The organism is Cronobacter sakazakii (assembly GCF_000982825.1).
Taxonomy (GTDB): domain Bacteria; phylum Pseudomonadota; class Gammaproteobacteria; order Enterobacterales; family Enterobacteriaceae; genus Cronobacter; species Cronobacter sakazakii.
This window is the reverse complement of record NZ_CP011047.1, coordinates 59723-77756: the sequence shown is the minus strand read 5'-3', so window position 1 is coordinate 77756 and position 18034 is coordinate 59723. Positions and strand designations below refer to the sequence as shown.

At 57.6% G+C, this 18034-nt stretch carries 17 protein-coding genes and 1 pseudogene; 16 read left to right on the top strand and 2 right to left on the bottom strand.

Annotation, left to right across the window (positions count from 1 at the left end; translation table 11 throughout):
- The first annotated feature begins 95 nt into the window (after positions 1-95).
- From skp to CSK29544_RS00400, 13 genes and pseudogenes are all read left to right on the top strand, one after another.
- The gene (gene skp, locus CSK29544_RS00460) at positions 96-590 is read left to right on the top strand and encodes a molecular chaperone Skp (RefSeq protein ID WP_004386129.1); all 495 of its coding nucleotides are present in this window, start codon (positions 96-98) and stop codon (positions 588-590) included.
- Positions 591-593: 3 nt separating this feature from the next.
- Positions 594-1619 (top strand): UDP-3-O-(3-hydroxymyristoyl)glucosamine N-acyltransferase, encoded by a 1026-nt coding sequence (lpxD, locus tag CSK29544_RS00455; RefSeq protein WP_007896697.1) that lies wholly within the window; start codon positions 594-596, stop codon positions 1617-1619.
- Between the two features lie 116 nt (positions 1620-1735).
- On the top strand, positions 1736-2191 hold the full coding sequence (gene fabZ / locus CSK29544_RS00450) for a 3-hydroxyacyl-ACP dehydratase FabZ (RefSeq protein WP_004386127.1): 456 nt from the start codon (positions 1736-1738) through the stop codon (positions 2189-2191).
- A gap of 3 nt (positions 2192-2194) precedes the next feature.
- Positions 2195-2983: an acyl-ACP--UDP-N-acetylglucosamine O-acyltransferase gene (lpxA, locus tag CSK29544_RS00445; protein ID WP_029039294.1), complete on the top strand. Its 789-nt coding sequence runs from the start codon at positions 2195-2197 to the stop codon at positions 2981-2983.
- Positions 2983-4125, top strand: coding sequence for a lipid-A-disaccharide synthase (gene lpxB / locus CSK29544_RS00440; protein WP_007896695.1), 1143 nt, complete (start codon positions 2983-2985; stop codon positions 4123-4125). Before lpxA ends, lpxB begins: the two co-directional genes overlap by 1 nt.
- Complete coding sequence (rnhB, locus tag CSK29544_RS00435; RefSeq protein WP_007896690.1) at positions 4122-4718, top strand: ribonuclease HII; 597 nt, start codon at positions 4122-4124, stop codon at positions 4716-4718. Before lpxB ends, rnhB begins: the two co-directional genes overlap by 4 nt.
- Positions 4719-4747: 29 nt before the next feature.
- On the top strand, positions 4748-8230 hold the full coding sequence (dnaE, locus tag CSK29544_RS00430; protein ID WP_029039293.1) for a DNA polymerase III subunit alpha: 3483 nt from the start codon (positions 4748-4750) through the stop codon (positions 8228-8230).
- A 103-nt stretch (positions 8231-8333) separates the two neighbouring features.
- A complete protein-coding gene (gene accA / locus CSK29544_RS00425) occupies positions 8334-9293 on the top strand; it encodes an acetyl-CoA carboxylase carboxyl transferase subunit alpha (protein ID WP_007896688.1) in 960 nt (319 codons plus the stop codon).
- Positions 9294-9456: 163 nt separating this feature from the next.
- Positions 9457-11204: pseudogene (locus CSK29544_RS00420) on the top strand (glycoside hydrolase family 19 protein).
- Positions 11205-11351: 147 nt separating this feature from the next.
- Positions 11352-13490, top strand: a complete 2139-nt coding sequence (locus CSK29544_RS00415; protein ID WP_029039292.1) for a lysine decarboxylase LdcC — start codon at positions 11352-11354, stop codon at positions 13488-13490.
- A gap of 57 nt (positions 13491-13547) precedes the next feature.
- Positions 13548-13937 (top strand): VOC family protein, encoded by a 390-nt coding sequence (locus tag CSK29544_RS00410; protein WP_007790895.1) that lies wholly within the window; start codon positions 13548-13550, stop codon positions 13935-13937.
- Positions 13938-14001: 64 nt separating this feature from the next.
- On the top strand, positions 14002-15306 hold the full coding sequence (gene tilS, locus CSK29544_RS00405) for a tRNA lysidine(34) synthetase TilS (RefSeq protein ID WP_029039291.1): 1305 nt from the start codon (positions 14002-14004) through the stop codon (positions 15304-15306).
- Entirely contained in the window at positions 15299-15613 is a 315-nt protein-coding gene (locus tag CSK29544_RS00400) for a c-type cytochrome (RefSeq protein WP_029039290.1), read from the top strand. The genes tilS and CSK29544_RS00400 overlap by 8 nt, the downstream gene beginning before the upstream one ends.
- A 47-nt stretch (positions 15614-15660) precedes the next feature.
- Here CSK29544_RS00400 and rof read toward each other — a convergent pair whose 3' ends face one another.
- A complete protein-coding gene (gene rof / locus CSK29544_RS00395; RefSeq protein ID WP_007776988.1) occupies positions 15661-15921 on the bottom strand; it encodes a Rho-binding antiterminator in 261 nt (86 codons plus the stop codon).
- Positions 15908-16108 (bottom strand): YaeP family protein, encoded by a 201-nt coding sequence (locus CSK29544_RS00390; RefSeq protein WP_007896683.1) that lies wholly within the window; start codon positions 16106-16108, stop codon positions 15908-15910. Before CSK29544_RS00390 ends, rof begins: the two co-directional genes overlap by 14 nt.
- Before the next feature lie 206 nt (positions 16109-16314).
- On the opposite strand from CSK29544_RS00390, the gene CSK29544_RS00385 reads away from it, so the two are divergent.
- From CSK29544_RS00385 to nlpE, 3 genes are read left to right on the top strand one after another with little or no spacing between them, the layout of a single operon-like run.
- Positions 16315-16860 (top strand): YaeQ family protein, encoded by a 546-nt coding sequence (locus CSK29544_RS00385; protein WP_007896682.1) that lies wholly within the window; start codon positions 16315-16317, stop codon positions 16858-16860.
- A complete protein-coding gene (arfB, locus tag CSK29544_RS00380) occupies positions 16857-17279 on the top strand; it encodes an alternative ribosome rescue aminoacyl-tRNA hydrolase ArfB (RefSeq protein WP_004385443.1) in 423 nt (140 codons plus the stop codon). The genes CSK29544_RS00385 and arfB overlap by 4 nt, the downstream gene beginning before the upstream one ends.
- A 27-nt stretch (positions 17280-17306) precedes the next feature.
- The gene (gene nlpE / locus CSK29544_RS00375) at positions 17307-18005 is read left to right on the top strand and encodes an envelope stress response activation lipoprotein NlpE (protein ID WP_007896680.1); all 699 of its coding nucleotides are present in this window, start codon (positions 17307-17309) and stop codon (positions 18003-18005) included.
- Positions 18006-18034 lie beyond the last annotated feature (29 nt).

Below are 18034 nucleotides of genomic sequence, written 5' to 3'. Positions count from 1 at the left end.
AGTCGCGATGACTTTCGGTGCGTGCGCATAGCACGCATCCGGGCCACGCAAAGAATAGTGCTCTCGGGCACATATGGGATGGTAAGGAGTTTATTGTGAAAAAGTGGTTATTCGCTGCAGGTCTTGGCCTGGCAATGGCAGCATCAGCTCAGGCTGCTGACAAGATCGCTGTAGTTAACATGGGTAATCTGTTCCAGCAGGTTGCACAGAGCACTGGCGTTTCTAAAACGCTGGAAAATGAGTTCAAAGGCCGTGCCGGCGAACTGCAGCGCATGGAAACCGACCTGCAGGCTAAAATGCAGCGTCTGCAGCGTGACGGCTCTACCATGAAGGCGAGCGAGCGCAGCAAACTGGAGAAAGACGTCATGGCGGGTCGCCAGGAGTTCTCCAGCAAAGCGCAGCAGTTCGAACAGGATCGTGCACGTCGTTCTAACGAAGAACGCGGCAAGCTGGTGACTCGTATTCAGAGCGCTGTGAAAAAAGTGGCTGCTGACCAGGATATCGATCTGGTGGTAGACGCCAATACTGTGGCTTACACCAGCAACGATGTAAAAGACATCACCGCCGATGTGCTGAAACAGGTTAAATAAGTAATGCCTTCAATTCGACTGGCTGATTTAGCCCGGCAGTTGGATGCGGAGTTACACGGTGATGGCGATATCGCCATCACCGGCGTCGCTTCCATGCAATCTGCGCAGGAAGGGCAAATCACGTTCATGGTAAACCCGCGTTACCGTGAACAACTGGCGCACTGCCAGGCCTCTGCGGTCGTCATGACCGAGGCCGATCTTCCTTTTGCCAACTGTGCCGCGCTGGTAGTGAAAAATCCCTACCTGACTTACGCGCGCATGGCTCAGATTCTCGATACCACGCCGCAGCCTGCGTCCAGCATCGCGCCGAGCGCGGTGATTGACGCCTCCGCACGGCTTGGCAATAACGTCTCCGTTGGCGCTAACGCTGTGATTGAATCCGGCGTAGAGCTTGGCGACAACGTCGTTATCGGCCCAGGCTGTTTTATTGGTAAGAACAGCAAGCTCGGTGCCGGTACTCGCCTGTGGGCGAACGTCAGCATTTATCACGATATTCAGATTGGCGAAAGCTGCCTGATTCAGTCCAGCACCGTTATCGGCGCGGACGGCTTTGGCTACGCCAACGATCGCGGCAATTGGGTTAAAATTCCGCAGCTTGGGCGCGTCATTATCGGTGACCGCGTTGAGATTGGTGCCTGTACCACGATCGACCGTGGCGCGCTTGATGACACCATTATCGGCAATGGCGTGATCATTGATAATCAGTGCCAGATTGCACATAACGTCGTGATTGGCGACAATACGGCGGTCGCAGGCGGCGTCATCATGGCTGGTAGCCTCAAAATCGGCCGCTACTGCATGATTGGCGGCGCCAGCGTGATTAACGGCCATATGGAAATCTGCGACAAAGTAACGGTAACAGGGATGGGGATGGTCATGCGTCCTATTACTGAACCTGGGGTCTACTCTTCAGGCATACCGCTGCAACCGAACAAAGTGTGGCGCAAAACGGCGGCGCTGGTGATGAATATTGATGAAATGAACAAACGCTTAAAAGCAGTTGAGCGTAAAGTCACTCAGCAAGACTAACTCGCCGGTATATAAAGCCTGCCCGCCAACAGAACCGCGGCCTGCAAGCGATCCAGAATCGCCGCAGGCCGTGTTATTATTGCCCATTCAGTATATTTTTAGACAGGAAGAGTATTTTGACTACTGAAACTCATACTCTGCACATTGAAGAGATTTTAGAGCTTCTGCCGCACCGTTATCCATTCCTGCTGGTGGATCGCGTGCTGGATTTTGAGGAAGGTCGTTTTCTACGCGCAGTAAAAAATGTCTCTGTAAACGAGCCTTTTTTCCAGGGTCACTTTCCTGGTAAACCCATTTTTCCGGGCGTGTTGATTTTAGAAGCCATGGCACAGGCCACCGGCATTCTGGCATTCAAAAGCGTTGGCAAACTGGAACCGGGTGAACTTTACTATTTTGCAGGCATCGATGAAGCGCGCTTTAAGCGCCCTGTCGTGCCAGGCGACCAGATGGTGATGGAAGTTACCTTTGAAAAAACGCGCCGTGGAGTGACCCGCTTCAAAGGCGTCGCGCTGGTTGACGGTAAAGTGGTGTGTGAAGCCACCATGATGTGTGCACGGAGCCGGGAGGCCTGATACGTGATTGATAAGACCGCCTTTATTCATCCCACCGCCATTGTGGAAGAGGGTGCCATTATCGGTGCTAACGCCCACATTGGTCCGTTTTGTATTGTCGGCCCTGATGTCGAAATCGGTGAAGGTACCGTACTGAAATCGCACGTTGTCGTGAATGGTCATACTACGATCGGTCGCGATAACGAGATTTATCAGTTCGCCTCTATCGGCGAGGTAAACCAGGATCTGAAATATGCTGGCGAACCGACCCGCGTTGAAATTGGCGATCGCAACCGCATCCGCGAAAGCGTCACCATTCATCGCGGCACGGCACAGGGTGGTGGTCTGACGAAGGTGGGCAGCGATAACCTGCTGATGATTAATGCGCACGTCGCGCATGACTGCACAGTAGGCAATCGCTGCATTCTTGCCAATAACGCTACGCTTGCCGGGCATGTTTCCGTGGATGATTTCGCAATCATCGGCGGCATGACGGCCGTGCATCAGTTCTGCATCATCGGGGCGCACGTGATGGTCGGCGGCTGCTCCGGCGTCGCGCAGGACGTGCCGCCTTACGTCATCGCGCAGGGCAACCACGCGACCCCGTTTGGTGTGAACATTGAAGGGCTTAAGCGTCGCGGCTTCAGCAAAGAAGCGCTGCACGCTATCCGTAACGCTTACAAGCTGCTTTATCGCAGCGGTAAGACGCTGGACGAAGTGAAGCCGGAAATCGCAGAGATTGCTGCAAAGCATCCTGAAGTGCAGCCGTTCTACGATTTCTTCGCCCGTTCCACGCGTGGTCTGATTCGTTAATGACCCGCCCGCTGACGATTGCCCTGGTCGCCGGAGAAACCTCCGGCGATATTCTTGGTGCCGGTCTCATCCGTGCGCTCAAAGCACGCGTGCCGAACGCGCGTTTTGTCGGCGTCGCGGGCCCGCGTATGCAGGCCGAAGGCTGCGAAGCCTGGTATGAGATGGAAGAGCTGGCCGTGATGGGGATTGTGGAAGTGCTGGGTCGCCTGCGCCGCCTGCTGCATATCCGCGCCGATCTCACCGAGCGCTTTACCGCGCTGAAACCGGATGTGTTTGTCGGTATCGACGCGCCGGATTTCAACATCACGCTGGAAGGCAACCTGAAAAAGCAGGGCATTCGCACGATTCACTACGTCAGCCCGTCCGTCTGGGCCTGGCGCCAGAAACGCGTTTTCAAAATAGGCAGAGCCACCAATCTGGTGCTCGCGTTTCTGCCTTTCGAAAAAGCGTTTTATGACAAATTTAACGTGCCGTGTCGCTTTATCGGCCATACCATGGCGGACGGGATGCCGCTGGACCCGGACAAAAACGCGGCGCGTGATGTGCTCGGTATCGCCCATGACGCCCGTTGTCTGGCCCTGTTGCCGGGCAGTCGCAGCGCGGAAGTCGAGATGCTGAGTGCCGACTTCCTGAAAACCGCGCAGCGTTTACGCGAGCATTATCCTGATCTCGAAATCGTCGTGCCGCTGGTCAATGCGAAACGGCGCGAGCAGTTCGAGCGCATCAAAGCGGAAGTCGCGCCAGAGCTGACCGCGCATCTGCTTGACGGCCACGCGCGCGAAGCGATGATCGCAAGCGACGCGGCGCTGCTTGCCTCTGGCACCGCCGCGCTCGAATGTATGCTGGCGAAATGTCCGATGGTCGTCGGTTATCGCATGAAGTCGTTCACTTTCTGGCTGGCGAAACGGCTGGTGAAAACTGAATTTGTGTCGCTGCCTAATCTGCTGGCGGGGCGCGAGCTGGTGAAAGAGCTGCTCCAGGATGACTGCGAGCCGCAGAAGCTCGCCGACGCGCTGTTGCCGCTGCTCGCTGATGGCAAGCAGAGCCATGAGATGCACGACACTTTCCGTAAACTGCATCAGCAGATCCGCTGCAATGCCGATGAACAGGCGGCGGACGCGGTGCTGGAACTGGCGCAATGATGGAATTTATCTATCCCCACACGCATCTGGTGGCGGGCGTTGATGAAGTGGGCCGCGGCCCGCTGGTCGGTGCCGTAGTCACCGCAGCGGTGATCCTCGATCCGCTCAAGCCCATCGTGGGGCTGGCGGATTCTAAAAAGCTGTCTGAAAAGCGTCGCCTCGCGCTGTTTGATGAGATCAAAGAGAAGGCGATCGCCTGGAGTCTCGGGCGCGCGGAGCCGCACGAGATTGACGAGCTCAATATTCTTCACGCCACGATGCTCGCCATGCAGCGCGCCGTGGCGGGGCTTGCCGTTACGCCGGAATATGTGCTGGTAGACGGTAACCGCTGCCCGGCCCTGCCGATGCCGAGCATGGCCGTCGTCAAAGGCGACAGCCGGGTGGCGGAAATCAGCGCCGCGTCGATACTGGCTAAAGTAACGCGCGATGCGGAAATGGCTGAACTGGATCTCACCTTTCCTCAATATGGATTTGCTCAGCACAAGGGCTATCCGACCGCCTTTCACCTTGAGCGGCTTGCCGAGCACGGCGCGACGGCGCATCATCGGCGTAGCTTTGCGCCGGTCAGACGCGCGCTGGGCATTGCCTCTTAACGACGAAACAGAGTTAACCGGAAACAGAAATGGCTGAACCACGTTTTGTGCACCTGAGAGTGCACAGTGACTATTCCATGATTGATGGACTGGCAAAAACGGGGCCGCTGGTAAAAAAGGCGGCCGCGCTTGGCATGCCTGCCTTTGCCATTACTGACTTCACCAACCTGTGCGGGCTGGTCAAATTTTACGGCGGCGCGCATGGCGTCGGCATCAAGCCGATTATCGGCGCCGACTTCAATATGCAGTGCGAGTTGCTGGGCGACGATTTCTCGCATATCACCGTGCTGGCGGCGAACAATACCGGCTATCAGAACCTGACGCTGCTTATCTCACGCGCCTACCAGCGTGGTTACGGCGCTGCCGGCCCGTGGATCGATCAGCAGTGGCTGGCGGAGCTGGGCGAAGGGCTGATCCTGCTCTCCGGCGGCCGTCAGGGCGATGTTGGTAAGTGTTTACTTCGTGGCAATAACGTCATGGCCGAGCAGGCGCTGGCGTTTTATCAGGAACATTTCCCGGACCGCTACTATCTGGAACTGGTGCGTACCGGTCGCCCGGATGAAGAGCGATATCTGCATGCCGCCGTCGCGCTGGCGGAAGAAAAAGGCGTACCGGTCGTCGCTACTAACGACGTGCGCTTTATCGAGCCTGGCGATTTTGACGCCCATGAAATCCGCGTCGCCATCCATGACGGCTTTACGCTCGACGATCCGAAAAGGCCGCGCCACTATTCGCCGCAGCAATATCTTCGTACCGAAGAGGAGATGTGCGAGCTGTTCTCCGATCTCCCGGAGGCGCTGGAAAACAGCGTGGAGATCGCCCGTCGCTGTAACGTGACGGTTCGCCTTGGCGAATATTTCCTGCCGAAATTCCCGACCGGCGATATGACCACCGAAGATTTCCTGGTCATGAAATCGAAAGAGGGTCTGGAAGAGCGTCTTGAGTTCCTGTTCCCCGATCCGGAAGTCCGCGCGCAGAAACGCCCGGAATATGATGAGCGCCTGGATATTGAACTCCAGGTGATTAACCAGATGGGCTTCCCTGGTTACTTCCTGATCGTCATGGAGTTTATCCAGTGGTCGAAGGATAACGGTATTCCGGTAGGGCCGGGCCGTGGTTCGGGCGCGGGGTCGCTGGTGGCGTATGCGCTGAAAATCACCGATCTCGATCCGCTGGAGTTCGACCTGCTGTTCGAACGTTTCCTTAACCCGGAACGTGTCTCCATGCCCGACTTCGACGTCGACTTCTGCATGGAAAAACGCGACCAGGTGATTGAGCACGTAGCCGATATGTACGGTCGCGACGCGGTTTCCCAGATTATTACTTTCGGCACCATGGCGGCGAAAGCGGTGATCCGCGACGTAGGCCGCGTGTTGGGGCATCCTTATGGGTTTGTCGATCGCATCTCTAAACTGGTGCCACCCGATCCGGGCATGACGCTTGCCAAAGCGTTTGAAGCCGAACCGCAGCTGCAGGAAATTTACGATGCCGATGAAGAGGTCAAAGCCCTCATCGACATGGCGCGCAAGCTCGAAGGCGTAACGCGTAACGCCGGTAAACACGCCGGTGGCGTGGTGATCGCGCCGACCAAAATCACCGATTTCGCGCCGCTCTATTGTGACGAGATGGGTCATCATCCGGTCACGCAGTTTGATAAAAACGACGTGGAATACGCAGGCCTGGTGAAGTTCGACTTTTTAGGCCTGCGCACGCTCACCATTATCAACTGGGCGCTGGAGATGATTAACGCCCGTCGTGCGAAGCAGGGCCTGGAGCCTATCGACATCGCGGCCATTCCGCTTGATGACAAGAAAAGCTTCGACATGCTTCAGCGCTCGGAAACCACCGCGGTCTTCCAGCTTGAATCGCGCGGCATGAAAGATCTCATCAAGCGTCTGCAGCCAGACTGCTTCGAAGATATGATAGCCCTGGTGGCGCTGTTCCGTCCGGGGCCGCTGCAGTCGGGCATGGTGGATAACTTTATCGACCGTAAGCACGGACGCGAGGCTATCTCTTACCCGGATATTCAGTGGCAGCACGAAAGCCTGAAACCGGTGCTGGAGCCGACCTACGGCATCATTCTGTATCAGGAACAGGTGATGCAGATAGCCCAGGTGCTCTCAGGGTATACCCTCGGCGGCGCGGATATGCTCCGTCGTGCGATGGGTAAAAAGAAACCCGAAGAGATGGCCAAGCAGCGCTCCATCTTTGAAGACGGCGCGAAAAACAACGGCATCGACGGTGAGCTGGCGATGAAAATCTTTGACCTGGTGGAGAAATTCGCCGGGTATGGATTTAACAAATCGCACTCTGCCGCCTATGCTTTGGTGTCATACCAGACGCTGTGGCTTAAAGCCCACTATCCGGCGGAGTTTATGGCGGCGGTCATGACCGCAGATATGGACAACACCGATAAAGTGGTGGGGCTGGTGGATGAGTGCTGGCGCATGGGGCTTAAGATCCTGCCGCCGGATATCAACTCCGGGCTGTACCATTTCCACGTCAACGACGATGGGGAGATTGTCTACGGCATTGGCGCGATCAAAGGCGTTGGCGAAGGCCCTATTGAGGCCATCATCGAGGCGCGTAATAAAGACGGCTACTTCCGCGAGCTGTTCGATCTCTGCGCCCGTACCGACACCAAAAAGCTCAACCGTCGCGTACTGGAAAAACTGATCATGTCCGGGGCGTTCGACCGTCTCGGGCCGCACCGCGCCGCGCTGATGAATTCGCTCGGCGACGCGCTGAAAGCGGCGGATCAACATGCGAAAGCCGAGGCCATCGGCCAGGCGGATATGTTCGGCGTGCTGGCGGAAGAGCCGGAGCAAATCGAGCAATCCTACGCCAGCTGTCAGCCGTGGCCGGAGCAGGTGGTACTGGATGGCGAGCGTGAAACGCTGGGGCTGTATCTCACCGGTCACCCCATCAACCAGTATCTGAAAGAGATTGAGCGCTATGTCGGCGGCATGCGCTTAAAAGATATGCATCCTACCGAACGTGGCAAAGTGACCACGGCGGCGGGTTTGATAATTGCCGCGCGGGTTATGGTCACCAAGCGCGGCAATCGTATCGGCATCTGTACGCTGGATGACCGTTCAGGGCGTCTTGAAGTGATGTTGTTCACCGACGCTCTGGAAAAATACCAGCATCTGCTGGAAAAAGACCGAATCCTTATCGTCAGCGGACAGGTCAGCTTTGATGACTTCAGCGGGGGCCTTAAAATGACCGCCCGCGAAGTCATGGACATTGACGAAGCCCGCGAAAAGTATGCGCGTGGGCTTGCTATCTCGCTGACGGACAGGCAAATTGATGACCAGCTTTTAAACCGACTCCGTCAGTCTCTGGAACCCCACCGTTCGGGAACCATTCCAGTGCATCTCTACTATCAGAGGGCGGATGCACGCGCCCGGCTGCGCTTTGGCGCGACGTGGCGTGTCTCTCCGAACGATCGTTTACTCAACGATCTGCGTGGCCTGATTGGTTCAGAGCAGGTGGAACTGGAGTTTGACTGATGCGTTGCATCAGATGCCAGGCCCCTGAATCGCTGGATTCAATCCGCGTGGCCTGCCAGGTTCGGAGCAGGTGGAACTGGAGTTTGACTAATACAGGAATACTATGAGTCTGAATTTCCTTGATTTTGAACAGCCGATTGCAGAGCTGGAAGCGAAAATCGATTCCCTGACTGCGGTTAGCCGTCAGGATGAGAAACTGGATATTAACATCGATGAAGAAGTGCATCGTCTACGCGAAAAAAGCGTAGAACTGACGCGCAAAATCTTTGCCGATCTCGGCGCATGGCAGATTGCCCAGCTGGCGCGTCATCCACAGCGTCCGTACACCCTGGATTATGTCCGCCTGGCGTTTGACGAATTTGACGAACTGGCAGGCGATCGCGCTTACGCTGACGACAAATCTATCGTCGGCGGTATCGCGCGTCTGGATGGGCGTCCGGTGATGATCATCGGCCATCAGAAAGGCCGTGAAACCAAAGAGAAAATTCGTCGTAACTTTGGTATGCCCGCCCCGGAAGGTTACCGTAAGGCGCTGCGCCTGATGGAAATGGCTGAGCGTTTCAACATGCCAATCATCACTTTCATCGACACCCCGGGCGCATATCCGGGCGTGGGCGCGGAAGAGCGCGGTCAGTCTGAGGCTATCGCCCGCAACCTGCGTGAAATGTCTCGCCTGAAAGTGCCGGTTATCTGCACCGTTATCGGTGAAGGCGGCTCCGGCGGCGCGCTGGCTATCGGCGTTGGCGATAAAGTGAATATGCTGCAATACAGCACCTATTCCGTTATCTCACCGGAAGGCTGTGCCTCCATTCTCTGGAAAAGCGCTGATAAAGCGCCGCTCGCGGCGGAAGCGATGGGCATCATCGCGCCGCGCCTGAAAGAGCTGAAGCTTATCGACAGCGTGATCCCGGAACCGCTGGGTGGCGCGCACCGCAACCCGGAAGCCATGGCGCAGTCGCTGAAAACCCAGCTGCTTGCCGATCTCGCCGATCTCGACGTGCTGAGCAAAGACGATCTGCTCAACCGCCGTTATCAGCGTCTGATGAGCTACGGTTACGCCTGATAAACGGCAGATAAAAATCTCAATGAGGGTCGCGATAGCGGCCCTTTTTTATGGTCGCTCGTCGCTGATGAAATGTGATTTTTGCAATGAGTTAACGTGAGGTGACGCGTCTTTCTCCCTTCCTACACTCGCTTGTGAACCACAACCACAAGGGGACACCGGAATGGAAATAGCAAAAATCGCGGCGATTGGTGCCGCAGGGGTTCTTGCAGGCGCTCAGGCGCTGGCCGCGCCGCTACTCAGCAGCAGCACGCCTTACACCCTTAACGCCAGCGACCTCACTAAAAAAGAGCAGGAGCTGACCAATTTTCCACTGATGCAGTCGGTAAAAAGCGCTATCCGCACGCTGGATAACGCGCAGGTCGAGCAGATAGCGCCGGGGCGCGCCGCGAACCCGGATAACGTTAAGCGGGTCGAGAAAATCCTGAGCGCGCAGGACTGGGAATATCTCTTTCCGCTGCGTGCGCCGGAATACACCTACATCAACTTTCTGAAAGCCGTCGGCAAATTCCCGGCGGTGTGCGGTAGCTACAGCGACGGACGCGACGCTGACGCTATTTGCCGGAAATCGCTCGCCACCATGTTTGCGCACTTCGCACAGGAGACCGGCGGCCATGAGAGCTGGCGCGAGCAGCCGGAGTGGCGGCAGGCGCTGGTTTATCTGCGCGAAATGGGCTGGAGCGAAGGGCAGAAGGGCGGTTATAACGGCGAATGTAATCCGGATACCTGGCAGGGGCAGACCTGGCCCTGCGGCAAGGATAAAGATGGCGATTATGTGAGTTATTTCGGGCGCGGCGCCAAGCAGCTCTCCTATAACTACAACTACGGGCCGTTCTCCGACGCGATGTACGGCGATGTGCGTCCGCTACTCGATAAACCGGAAATGGTCGCGGATACCTGGCTGAATCTCGCCAGCGCGATCTTTTTCTTTGTTTATCCGCAACCGCCTAAGCCTGGCATGCTGCATGTGATTGATGGCACCTGGGTGCCGAACGAACACGATAAAGAGAACGGGCTGGTGCCCGGCTTTGGCGTGACCATACAGATAATCAACGGCGGCGTTGAGTGTGGCGGCGATGCTGAAAATGCCCAGTCGCTGAACCGTATCGCGTATTACAAAGAGTTTGCCAAATACCTGAAAGTGCCGGTGCCGGCAGATGAAGTGCTCGGCTGTAAGAAAATGAAGCAATTTGACGCAGGCGGGGCAGGCGCGCTGCCAATTTACTGGGAAATGGACTGGAGCTGGAGCACCACAACGCCGGATGGTCAAGCTTATGCTACCAGACGCCGTTCAGCGCGTTCAAAGAGGGGGATTATGCCAAATGTGTGCAGAATCACTTTAACGTGAATATCGTTAACGACGCCTCCGGCGGCACTACGCCCGCGCCGCAGCCTGAGCCGCAACCACAACCGTCTCCAACCCCTTCAGGCAATGTCGCGCCGGTTGCGCGTATCAGCGGTCCGGTGGGCGCGGTTGAGTCAGGCAGCAAAGTCTCGCTGAGCGCGACGGGCTCCAGCGATGCGAACGGCGACGCGTTGACCTACACCTGGATGGCGCAAAACGGGCAGACGCTGAGCGGTAAAGACAAGAGCGTAGTGACCTTTAACGCGCCAGAGAGCACCAGCGACGCGCAGTACACCATCAGCCTGAAAGTGGACGACGGTAAACTGAGCGACACCACCAGCTATATCCTCAACGTGAAAGCGAAAGCGAAAACGCCGGATGCTGGCCCCGTGAGCTACCCGTCATGGACCGCGAGCCATAGCTGGAAGCCGGGCGACATCGTGCTCAACCAGGGCGCGCTTTATCAGTGCAAGCCGTTCCCGGCTGGCGGCTGGTGCAGTGTGGCGCCTGCTTACTATGAGCCAGGCGCAGGCCTTAACTGGCAGGATGCCTGGAACGCGCTGTAAGCATACAAAGCCAGCCTGCGGGCTGGCTTTTTGGATGATTACCGCGAGAAGGCAAACGGCGGATTGCAGGTTTTTTGCCTTCTCGCCCGTCGTTCCGCTTCGCTCAACTATGCTTACCAGACGGTTTTTTTTGCCAGGGGGTAAGCAGTGAATATCATCGCCATCATGGGGCCGCACGGCGTTTTTTATAAAGACGAGCCGATGAAAGAGTTGCAGGCGGCGCTCCAGCAGCAGGGCTTTCAGCTAATCTGGCCGAAAAACAGCAACGATCTGCTGAAGTTTATCGAGCACAACCCACGCATCTGTGGCGTCATTTTCGACTGGGATGAGTACAGTCTCGATTTATGCTGTGAAATCAATCAGCTCAATGAATATCTGCCGCTTTATGCGTTTATCAATACGCACTCGACGCTGGATGTCAGCGCCAACGAGATGCGCATGGCGCTCTGGTTTTTCGAGTATTCGCTGGGCATTGCCGACGACATCGCGACGCGCATTCGCCAGTACACCCAGGAGTATCTCGACAACATCACGCCGCCGTTTACCAAAGCGCTGTTTACTTATGTGAAAGAGGGTAAATATACGTTCTGCACGCCAGGGCATATGGGCGGCACGGCGTATCAGAAAAGCCCGGTCGGCTGCCTGTTTTACGATTTTTTTGGCGGCAATACGTTAAAGGCGGATGTTTCGATCTCCGTCACCGAGCTTGGATCGCTGCTCGATCACACCGGGCCGCATCTGGAGGCGGAAGAGTATATCGCCCGCACTTTCGGGGCCGAGCAGAGCTATATGGTGACAAATGGCACATCCACGTCGAATAAAATCATCGGGATGTACGCCGCGCACGCCGGCAGCACGGTGCTTATCGATCGCAACTGCCATAAATCGCTGACGCATCTGCTGATGATGAGCGATATTGTGCCGCTATGGCTCAAGCCTACCCGCAACGCGCTCGGCATTCTCGGCGGCATTCCGAAGCGGGAATTTACCCGCGAGTCGATCGCCCAAAAAGTGGCGCAAACCCCGGACGCGAGCTGGCCGGTCCATGCGGTCATCACTAACTCCACCTACGACGGGCTGCTGTATAACACCAACTGGATCAAGCAGACGCTGGACGTTCCCTCGATCCATTTCGACTCCGCCTGGGTGCCTTACACCCATTTTCACCCGATCTACAAGGGCAAGAGCGGCATGAGCGGCGAGCGTGTGCCGGGGAAAGTGTTCTTTGAAACTCAGTCGACCCACAAAATGCTGGCGGCGCTGTCGCAGGCGTCGCTTATCCATATTAAGGGCGACTATGACGAAGAGACGTTCAACGAAGCGTATATGATGCACACCACCACCTCGCCAAGTTATCCGCTGGTGGCGTCGATTGAAACCGCCGCGGCGATGCTGCGCGGTAATCCGGGCCGCCGCTTGATTAACCGCTCGGTGGAGCGCGCGCTGCATTTTCGCAAAGAGGTACAGCGTCTTCGCGAGGAGAGTGACAGCTGGTTCTTTGATATCTGGCAGCCAGAGGAGATTGACGAAGCAGACTGCTGGCCGATTACGCCCGGCGACGACTGGCACGGTTTTACCCATGCCGACCGCGATCATATGTATCTCGATCCGGTGAAGGTGACGATCCTGACGCCGGGCATGGACGCGCAGGGCAATATGAAGAAAGAGGGGATCCCCGCGGCGCTGGTCGCGAAGTTTCTTGACGAGCGCGGCGTGGTGGTCGAGAAAACCGGCCCATACAATCTGCTGTTCCTGTTTAGCATTGGCATCGATAAAACCCGCGCGATGGGCCTGCTGCGCGGCCTGACGGAGTTTAAGCGCGCCTACGATCTCAACCTGCGGGTGAAAAATATGCTGCCCGATCTCTGGGCGGAAGATCCCGATTTCTACCGCAACATGCGCGTGCAGGAGTTAGCGCAGGGGATCCACAAGCTTATCCAGCAGCACGATCTGCCGGATCTGATGCTGCGGGCGTTTGACGTGCTGCCGGAAATGAAAATGACGCCGCATGAAATGTATCAGCAGCAGGTGAAGGGCAATGTCGAAACGGTGGAGATCGAAAAGCTGATCGGGCGGGTGTCTGCCAATATGATCCTGCCGTATCCGCCCGGCGTGCCGCTGGTGATGCCTGGCGAGATGATCACCGAAGATTCGCGCGCGGTGCTCGATTTCCTGCTTATGCTCTGCTCCATCGGCAGGCACTATCCCGGCTTTGAAACGGATATCCACGGCGCGAAGTGCGGGGAAGACGGCGTCTATAGGGTACGTGTCCTAAAAAGCGAGTAACCCCTTGTTTTGCCGCATGAGGCTCAGTAACGTGCCAGACAATCATAAGGAGGGATTATGCTGGGTTTAAAACAGATTCACCATATCGCCATTATCGCGACGGATTACCACCGCAGCAAAGCGTTCTACTGCGATACGCTGGGCTTCACCCTGCAGTCAGAGGTTTATCGTGAGGCGCGCGATTCCTGGAAGGGCGATCTGGCGCTGAACGGACAGTACGTGATCGAGCTCTTTTCGTTTCCGTTTCCGCCCGCGCGGCCGAGCCGCCCGGAAGCCTGCGGTTTGCGCCATCTCGCATTCAGCGTGGACGATGTCGACACGGCGGTGGCGTTTCTGGAAAGCCGCGGCGTGACGTGCGAGGCGGTACGTGTGGATCCGCTCACCGGCAAGCGCTTTACGTTCTTCAACGATCCGGATGGCCTGCCGCTGGAGCTCTACCAGCAGTAACGCTTGCTCCCGACGCCATTGCCCGGTAAGTTGCCCGGCAATGGCTCTTCTTTCTTGCGATGTAATGGACACTTCTCTGCTCTCAGCCCTGCGGGGCCGACGCCAGCTGCTGGTGGCATACAGCGGCGGGCTCGATTCGACGGTGTTACTCCATCAACTGGTGCGGCTGCGCGAGGCGCATCCTGAACTGCGCCTGCGCGCCATTCACGTTCATCACGGTATCAGCCCGAACGCCGACCGCTGGGCGGCGCATTGTCAGGCGCTCTGTCACCGCTGGCAGGTGCCATTTGAGCTGGCGTACGTGGAGCTGGCGCAGGACGGCTCAGGCCTTGAGGCGCAGGCCCGCAAGGCGCGCTATCAGGCGTTTGAAGCTGCACTTCTGCCGGGCGAAGCGCTGGTGACGGCGCAGCATCTCGATGACCAGTGCGAAACCCTGCTGCTGGCGCTCAAGCGCGGCAGCGGCCCGGCGGGGCTGGCGGCGATGCCTGCCGAACTGCCGTTTGCGGGCAGCGTTCTTCTGCGCCCGCTGCTGAACACGCCGCGCACGCAGCTGGAGGCGTGGGCCTCTCGCCACCAGCTTGTGTGGATCGACGATGAAAGCAACGAGGACGATCGCTTCGATCGCAACTTTTTACGCCTGCGCATTCTGCCTGCGCTGGAAGCGCGCTGGCCGCACTTCACCCAGGCGGCGGCGCGCAGCGCACAACTCTGTGGCGAGCAGGAGCAACTGCTGGATGAACTGCTGACGCCGGAGCTTGCCGCGCTGATGGATGGCAAAACGCTCGCGATTGCGCCGCTTGAAACCATGAGCGCGCTGAAACGCGCCGCGCTGCTCCGCCGCTGGCTGGCCGCGCTGAACGCGGCGATGCCTTCGCGCGCCACGCTGCAACGGATCTGGGATGAAGTGGCTCAAAGCCGTGAGGATGCCGCGCCGCGCCTGAAATGCGGCGACTATGAAGCACGGCGTTATCAGGGGCGGTTGTGGTGGGTGAGAGCGCGGCAGGGGCAGCGCCAGACCATGCTTGCCTGGCCCGATCCGCATAAGGCATTGCTCCTGCCGGAATCGCTAGGCTGCCTGCGTTTCGGTGAGGCAGGCGACACGGTGCGACCGCCGCGCCCCGGCGAAACGGTCTCGGTGCGCTTCAGCGCGCCAGGGATGTTGTATATCGTCGGGCGCGATCGCGGACGCACGCTGAAAAAACTCTGGCAGGAACTCCAGGTGCCGCCCTGGCAGCGCGAGATAACGCCAATCCTGTTTTATGATGAGCAACCCATTTGCGCCCCCGGCCTGTTCATTACCCGTGAAGGCCAGGCGCAGAACGAACCGGGCTGGAGTCTGGTCTGGCACAAGGAGCACAACGATGATTAAACATGGCGTATGGCTGGCGAGCCTGATGGCGTTAAGCGTGACGGCGCAGGCCAAAGGCGACGCGGCGGCAGGCGAAGAGAAAGCAGTCATGTGCGTCGCCTGCCACGGCGCGTCCGGCAAAGCCAGCGCGCCCATTTATCCGAATCTCGCCGGGCAAAATGAGGCGTATCTTGAACATGCGCTTCAGGCGTACAAAAAAGGCGAGCGCAGCGGCGGGCAGGCGGAAATCATGAAGGCCTATGTGAGTGGGTTGTCGGATGAAGATATCGCGAATCTGGCGGCTTACTACGCCGGGCAGAAGCCCTGAAAAAAAACGGGCAGCCGCCAGGGCTGCCCGTCAGGGTGACGTGCGCGTCAGGATTCGCTGACAACCACCGTACCGATTTGTGGATGGCTGAAGCTCGCAATTTTGTCGAGACGTACTTCGCGTACGGCACCGGCTTCATCGGCAATCAAATATTCGACGTTTTTGCGCGTAACCAGATCCTGCGCTTTGGCCTTCATGACCTCGCCGCTTTTGAGTTCCAGCGTCAGTAATAAGTGATGCTGGCAGGCGAGCTCGAGGTTGTCATAGTCATCGCAGTTGATGGGTTGATAGGCATCATTCATTGACATAATCGCTCACCAGTAAGTTCGCGGCAGCATACGCCGCCTGTTCCCTGACCGACTCCGAGAGGGTTTCGTCAGAGGCCACCTCATTCAGAGCCCTTAATACGCAGCCCAGCGCGTCGGGAATGTACCCCAGTTCGCCGCTGGCTATCTGCGAATAGCGCTGTCGTATTAATTCACAATATTTATCCACATGCCCTCCTGTCAGAGCCTGACGACAGACTTCACCGCGGGATGCAAGTCTAAGCCTACGTAGTTAAACTCTGTTTAGCAAGGTGACTATACCATAGTCATCAGAGCCATAGCGCAGGCTCTCGCAGCGTTACCGCGCTGCGCTTGAAGCGGCAGCCAGCCGACACGTATTACGCTACAATACCCCCCAACTTTTCAGGGGGCCCTATGGCGTTAAAAGCAACCATTTATAAAGCGGCGGTCAATGTGGCCGACCTCGACCGGCAGCAGTTTCTCGACATCAACCTGACGCTGGCGCGCCATCCTTCGGAAACGCAGGAGCGGATGATGCTGCGCCTGCTGGCCTGGATGATGTACGCCGACGAGCGGTTGCAGTTTACCCGTGGCCTGTGCGCCGATGACGAGCCGGAGATCTGGCTGCGCAACGATCATCTCGGCATCGATCTCTGGATTGAACTCGGGCTGCCGGAAGAGCGACGCCTTAAGAAGGCGGTGAGCCAGTCGCAGCAGGTGGCGCTGTTTACCTATAATGATCGCGCCGCGCAGATCTGGTGGCAGCAGGATCAGGACAAACTGCGGCAGTATAAGAACCTGACTATCTGGTATATCAATGATGACCAGCTCGCCCAGCTGAGCGCGCTGGCGCAGAGAACCATGACGTTACAGGCCACGTTGCAGGAAGGCGTTATCTGGCTTTCCGGCGGCGAGGAAAACCTGGAGCTTCACCCGACCGTCTGGCAAGCTCAGGCATGATTACGTTTTCACGAAGCGTGGCGGTGCCCGATGACGAGGTGACGTTCAGCGCCATCCGGGCGCAAGGCGCGGGCGGGCAGCATGTAAATAAAAGCTCGACGGCCATTCACCTGCGGTTTGATATCAACGCCTCCAGCCTGCCGGATGAGTGGAAAGCGCGCCTGCTGGCGGCGAGTCACCACTTGATTACCGCCGAGGGTGTGGTGGTTATCAAGGCGCAGGAGTATCGCAGCCAGGAGATGAACCGCGAGGCGGCGCTGGCGCGTCTTGTGATGCTGGTGCGGGAACTTACCGCCACCCAAAAGCGTCGAAAGGAGACACGCCCGACGCGCGCTTCGAAAGTGCGACGCCTGGAGGCGAAAACCCATAAATCTGCCACTAAAGCCCTGCGGGGAAAAGTGCGCGGTATGCCGGATTAAAAGCACCACGAACAATAAGGAAATACGGTGAAAAAAATCATATTTTGCGCAGCGGCGGCATTAAGCCTGTTTACGCTGTTTGGCTGTAACAACCGGGCAGAAATGCAGACCTTAGCGCCGACCAGCGCTGCGGAGCTGAAGCCGATGCAGCAGAGCTGGAAAGGCGTGCTGCCCTGCGCCGATTGCGAAGGCATCGAGACCGCGCTGTTTTTAGAAAAAGACGGCACCTGGGTGATGAATCAACGCTATCTGGGCGCGAAAGGGCAGGCGGTGTTCGCCTCTTACGGCACCTGGGCGCGCACCGCTGATAAGCTGGTGCTCACTGACAGCGAGGGCGAGAAAACCTATTTCCGCGCGCGCGGCGAGGCGCTGGAGATGCTTGACCGTGAAGGCAACCCGATTGAGTCGTCGCTGAATTACCGGCTCGATCCGGTGAGCGATCCGCTGCCGAAAACGCCGATGACCATGACGGGGATGTACCAGCACAATGCAAGCGCCGCCACCTTTACCGACTGCGCCACCGGGCGCGAGACAAACGTAGAAAATCATGCCGCGCTGGCGCATGACTATCAAAGCGCAGGTGGCGTGAGCCAGAAACCGGTGCTGCTGGTGGTGGAAGCGCACTTTACCATGACCGTCGATCCGGCGAGCGGCGCGGTGCAAAAGCGTCTGGTCGCCGATCGCAAAGTGGCGTTTAAGCCCGGTAAAGATTGCGATCATCCGTAACGGAGACAGGTAAGCGGATAAGAAAAAGG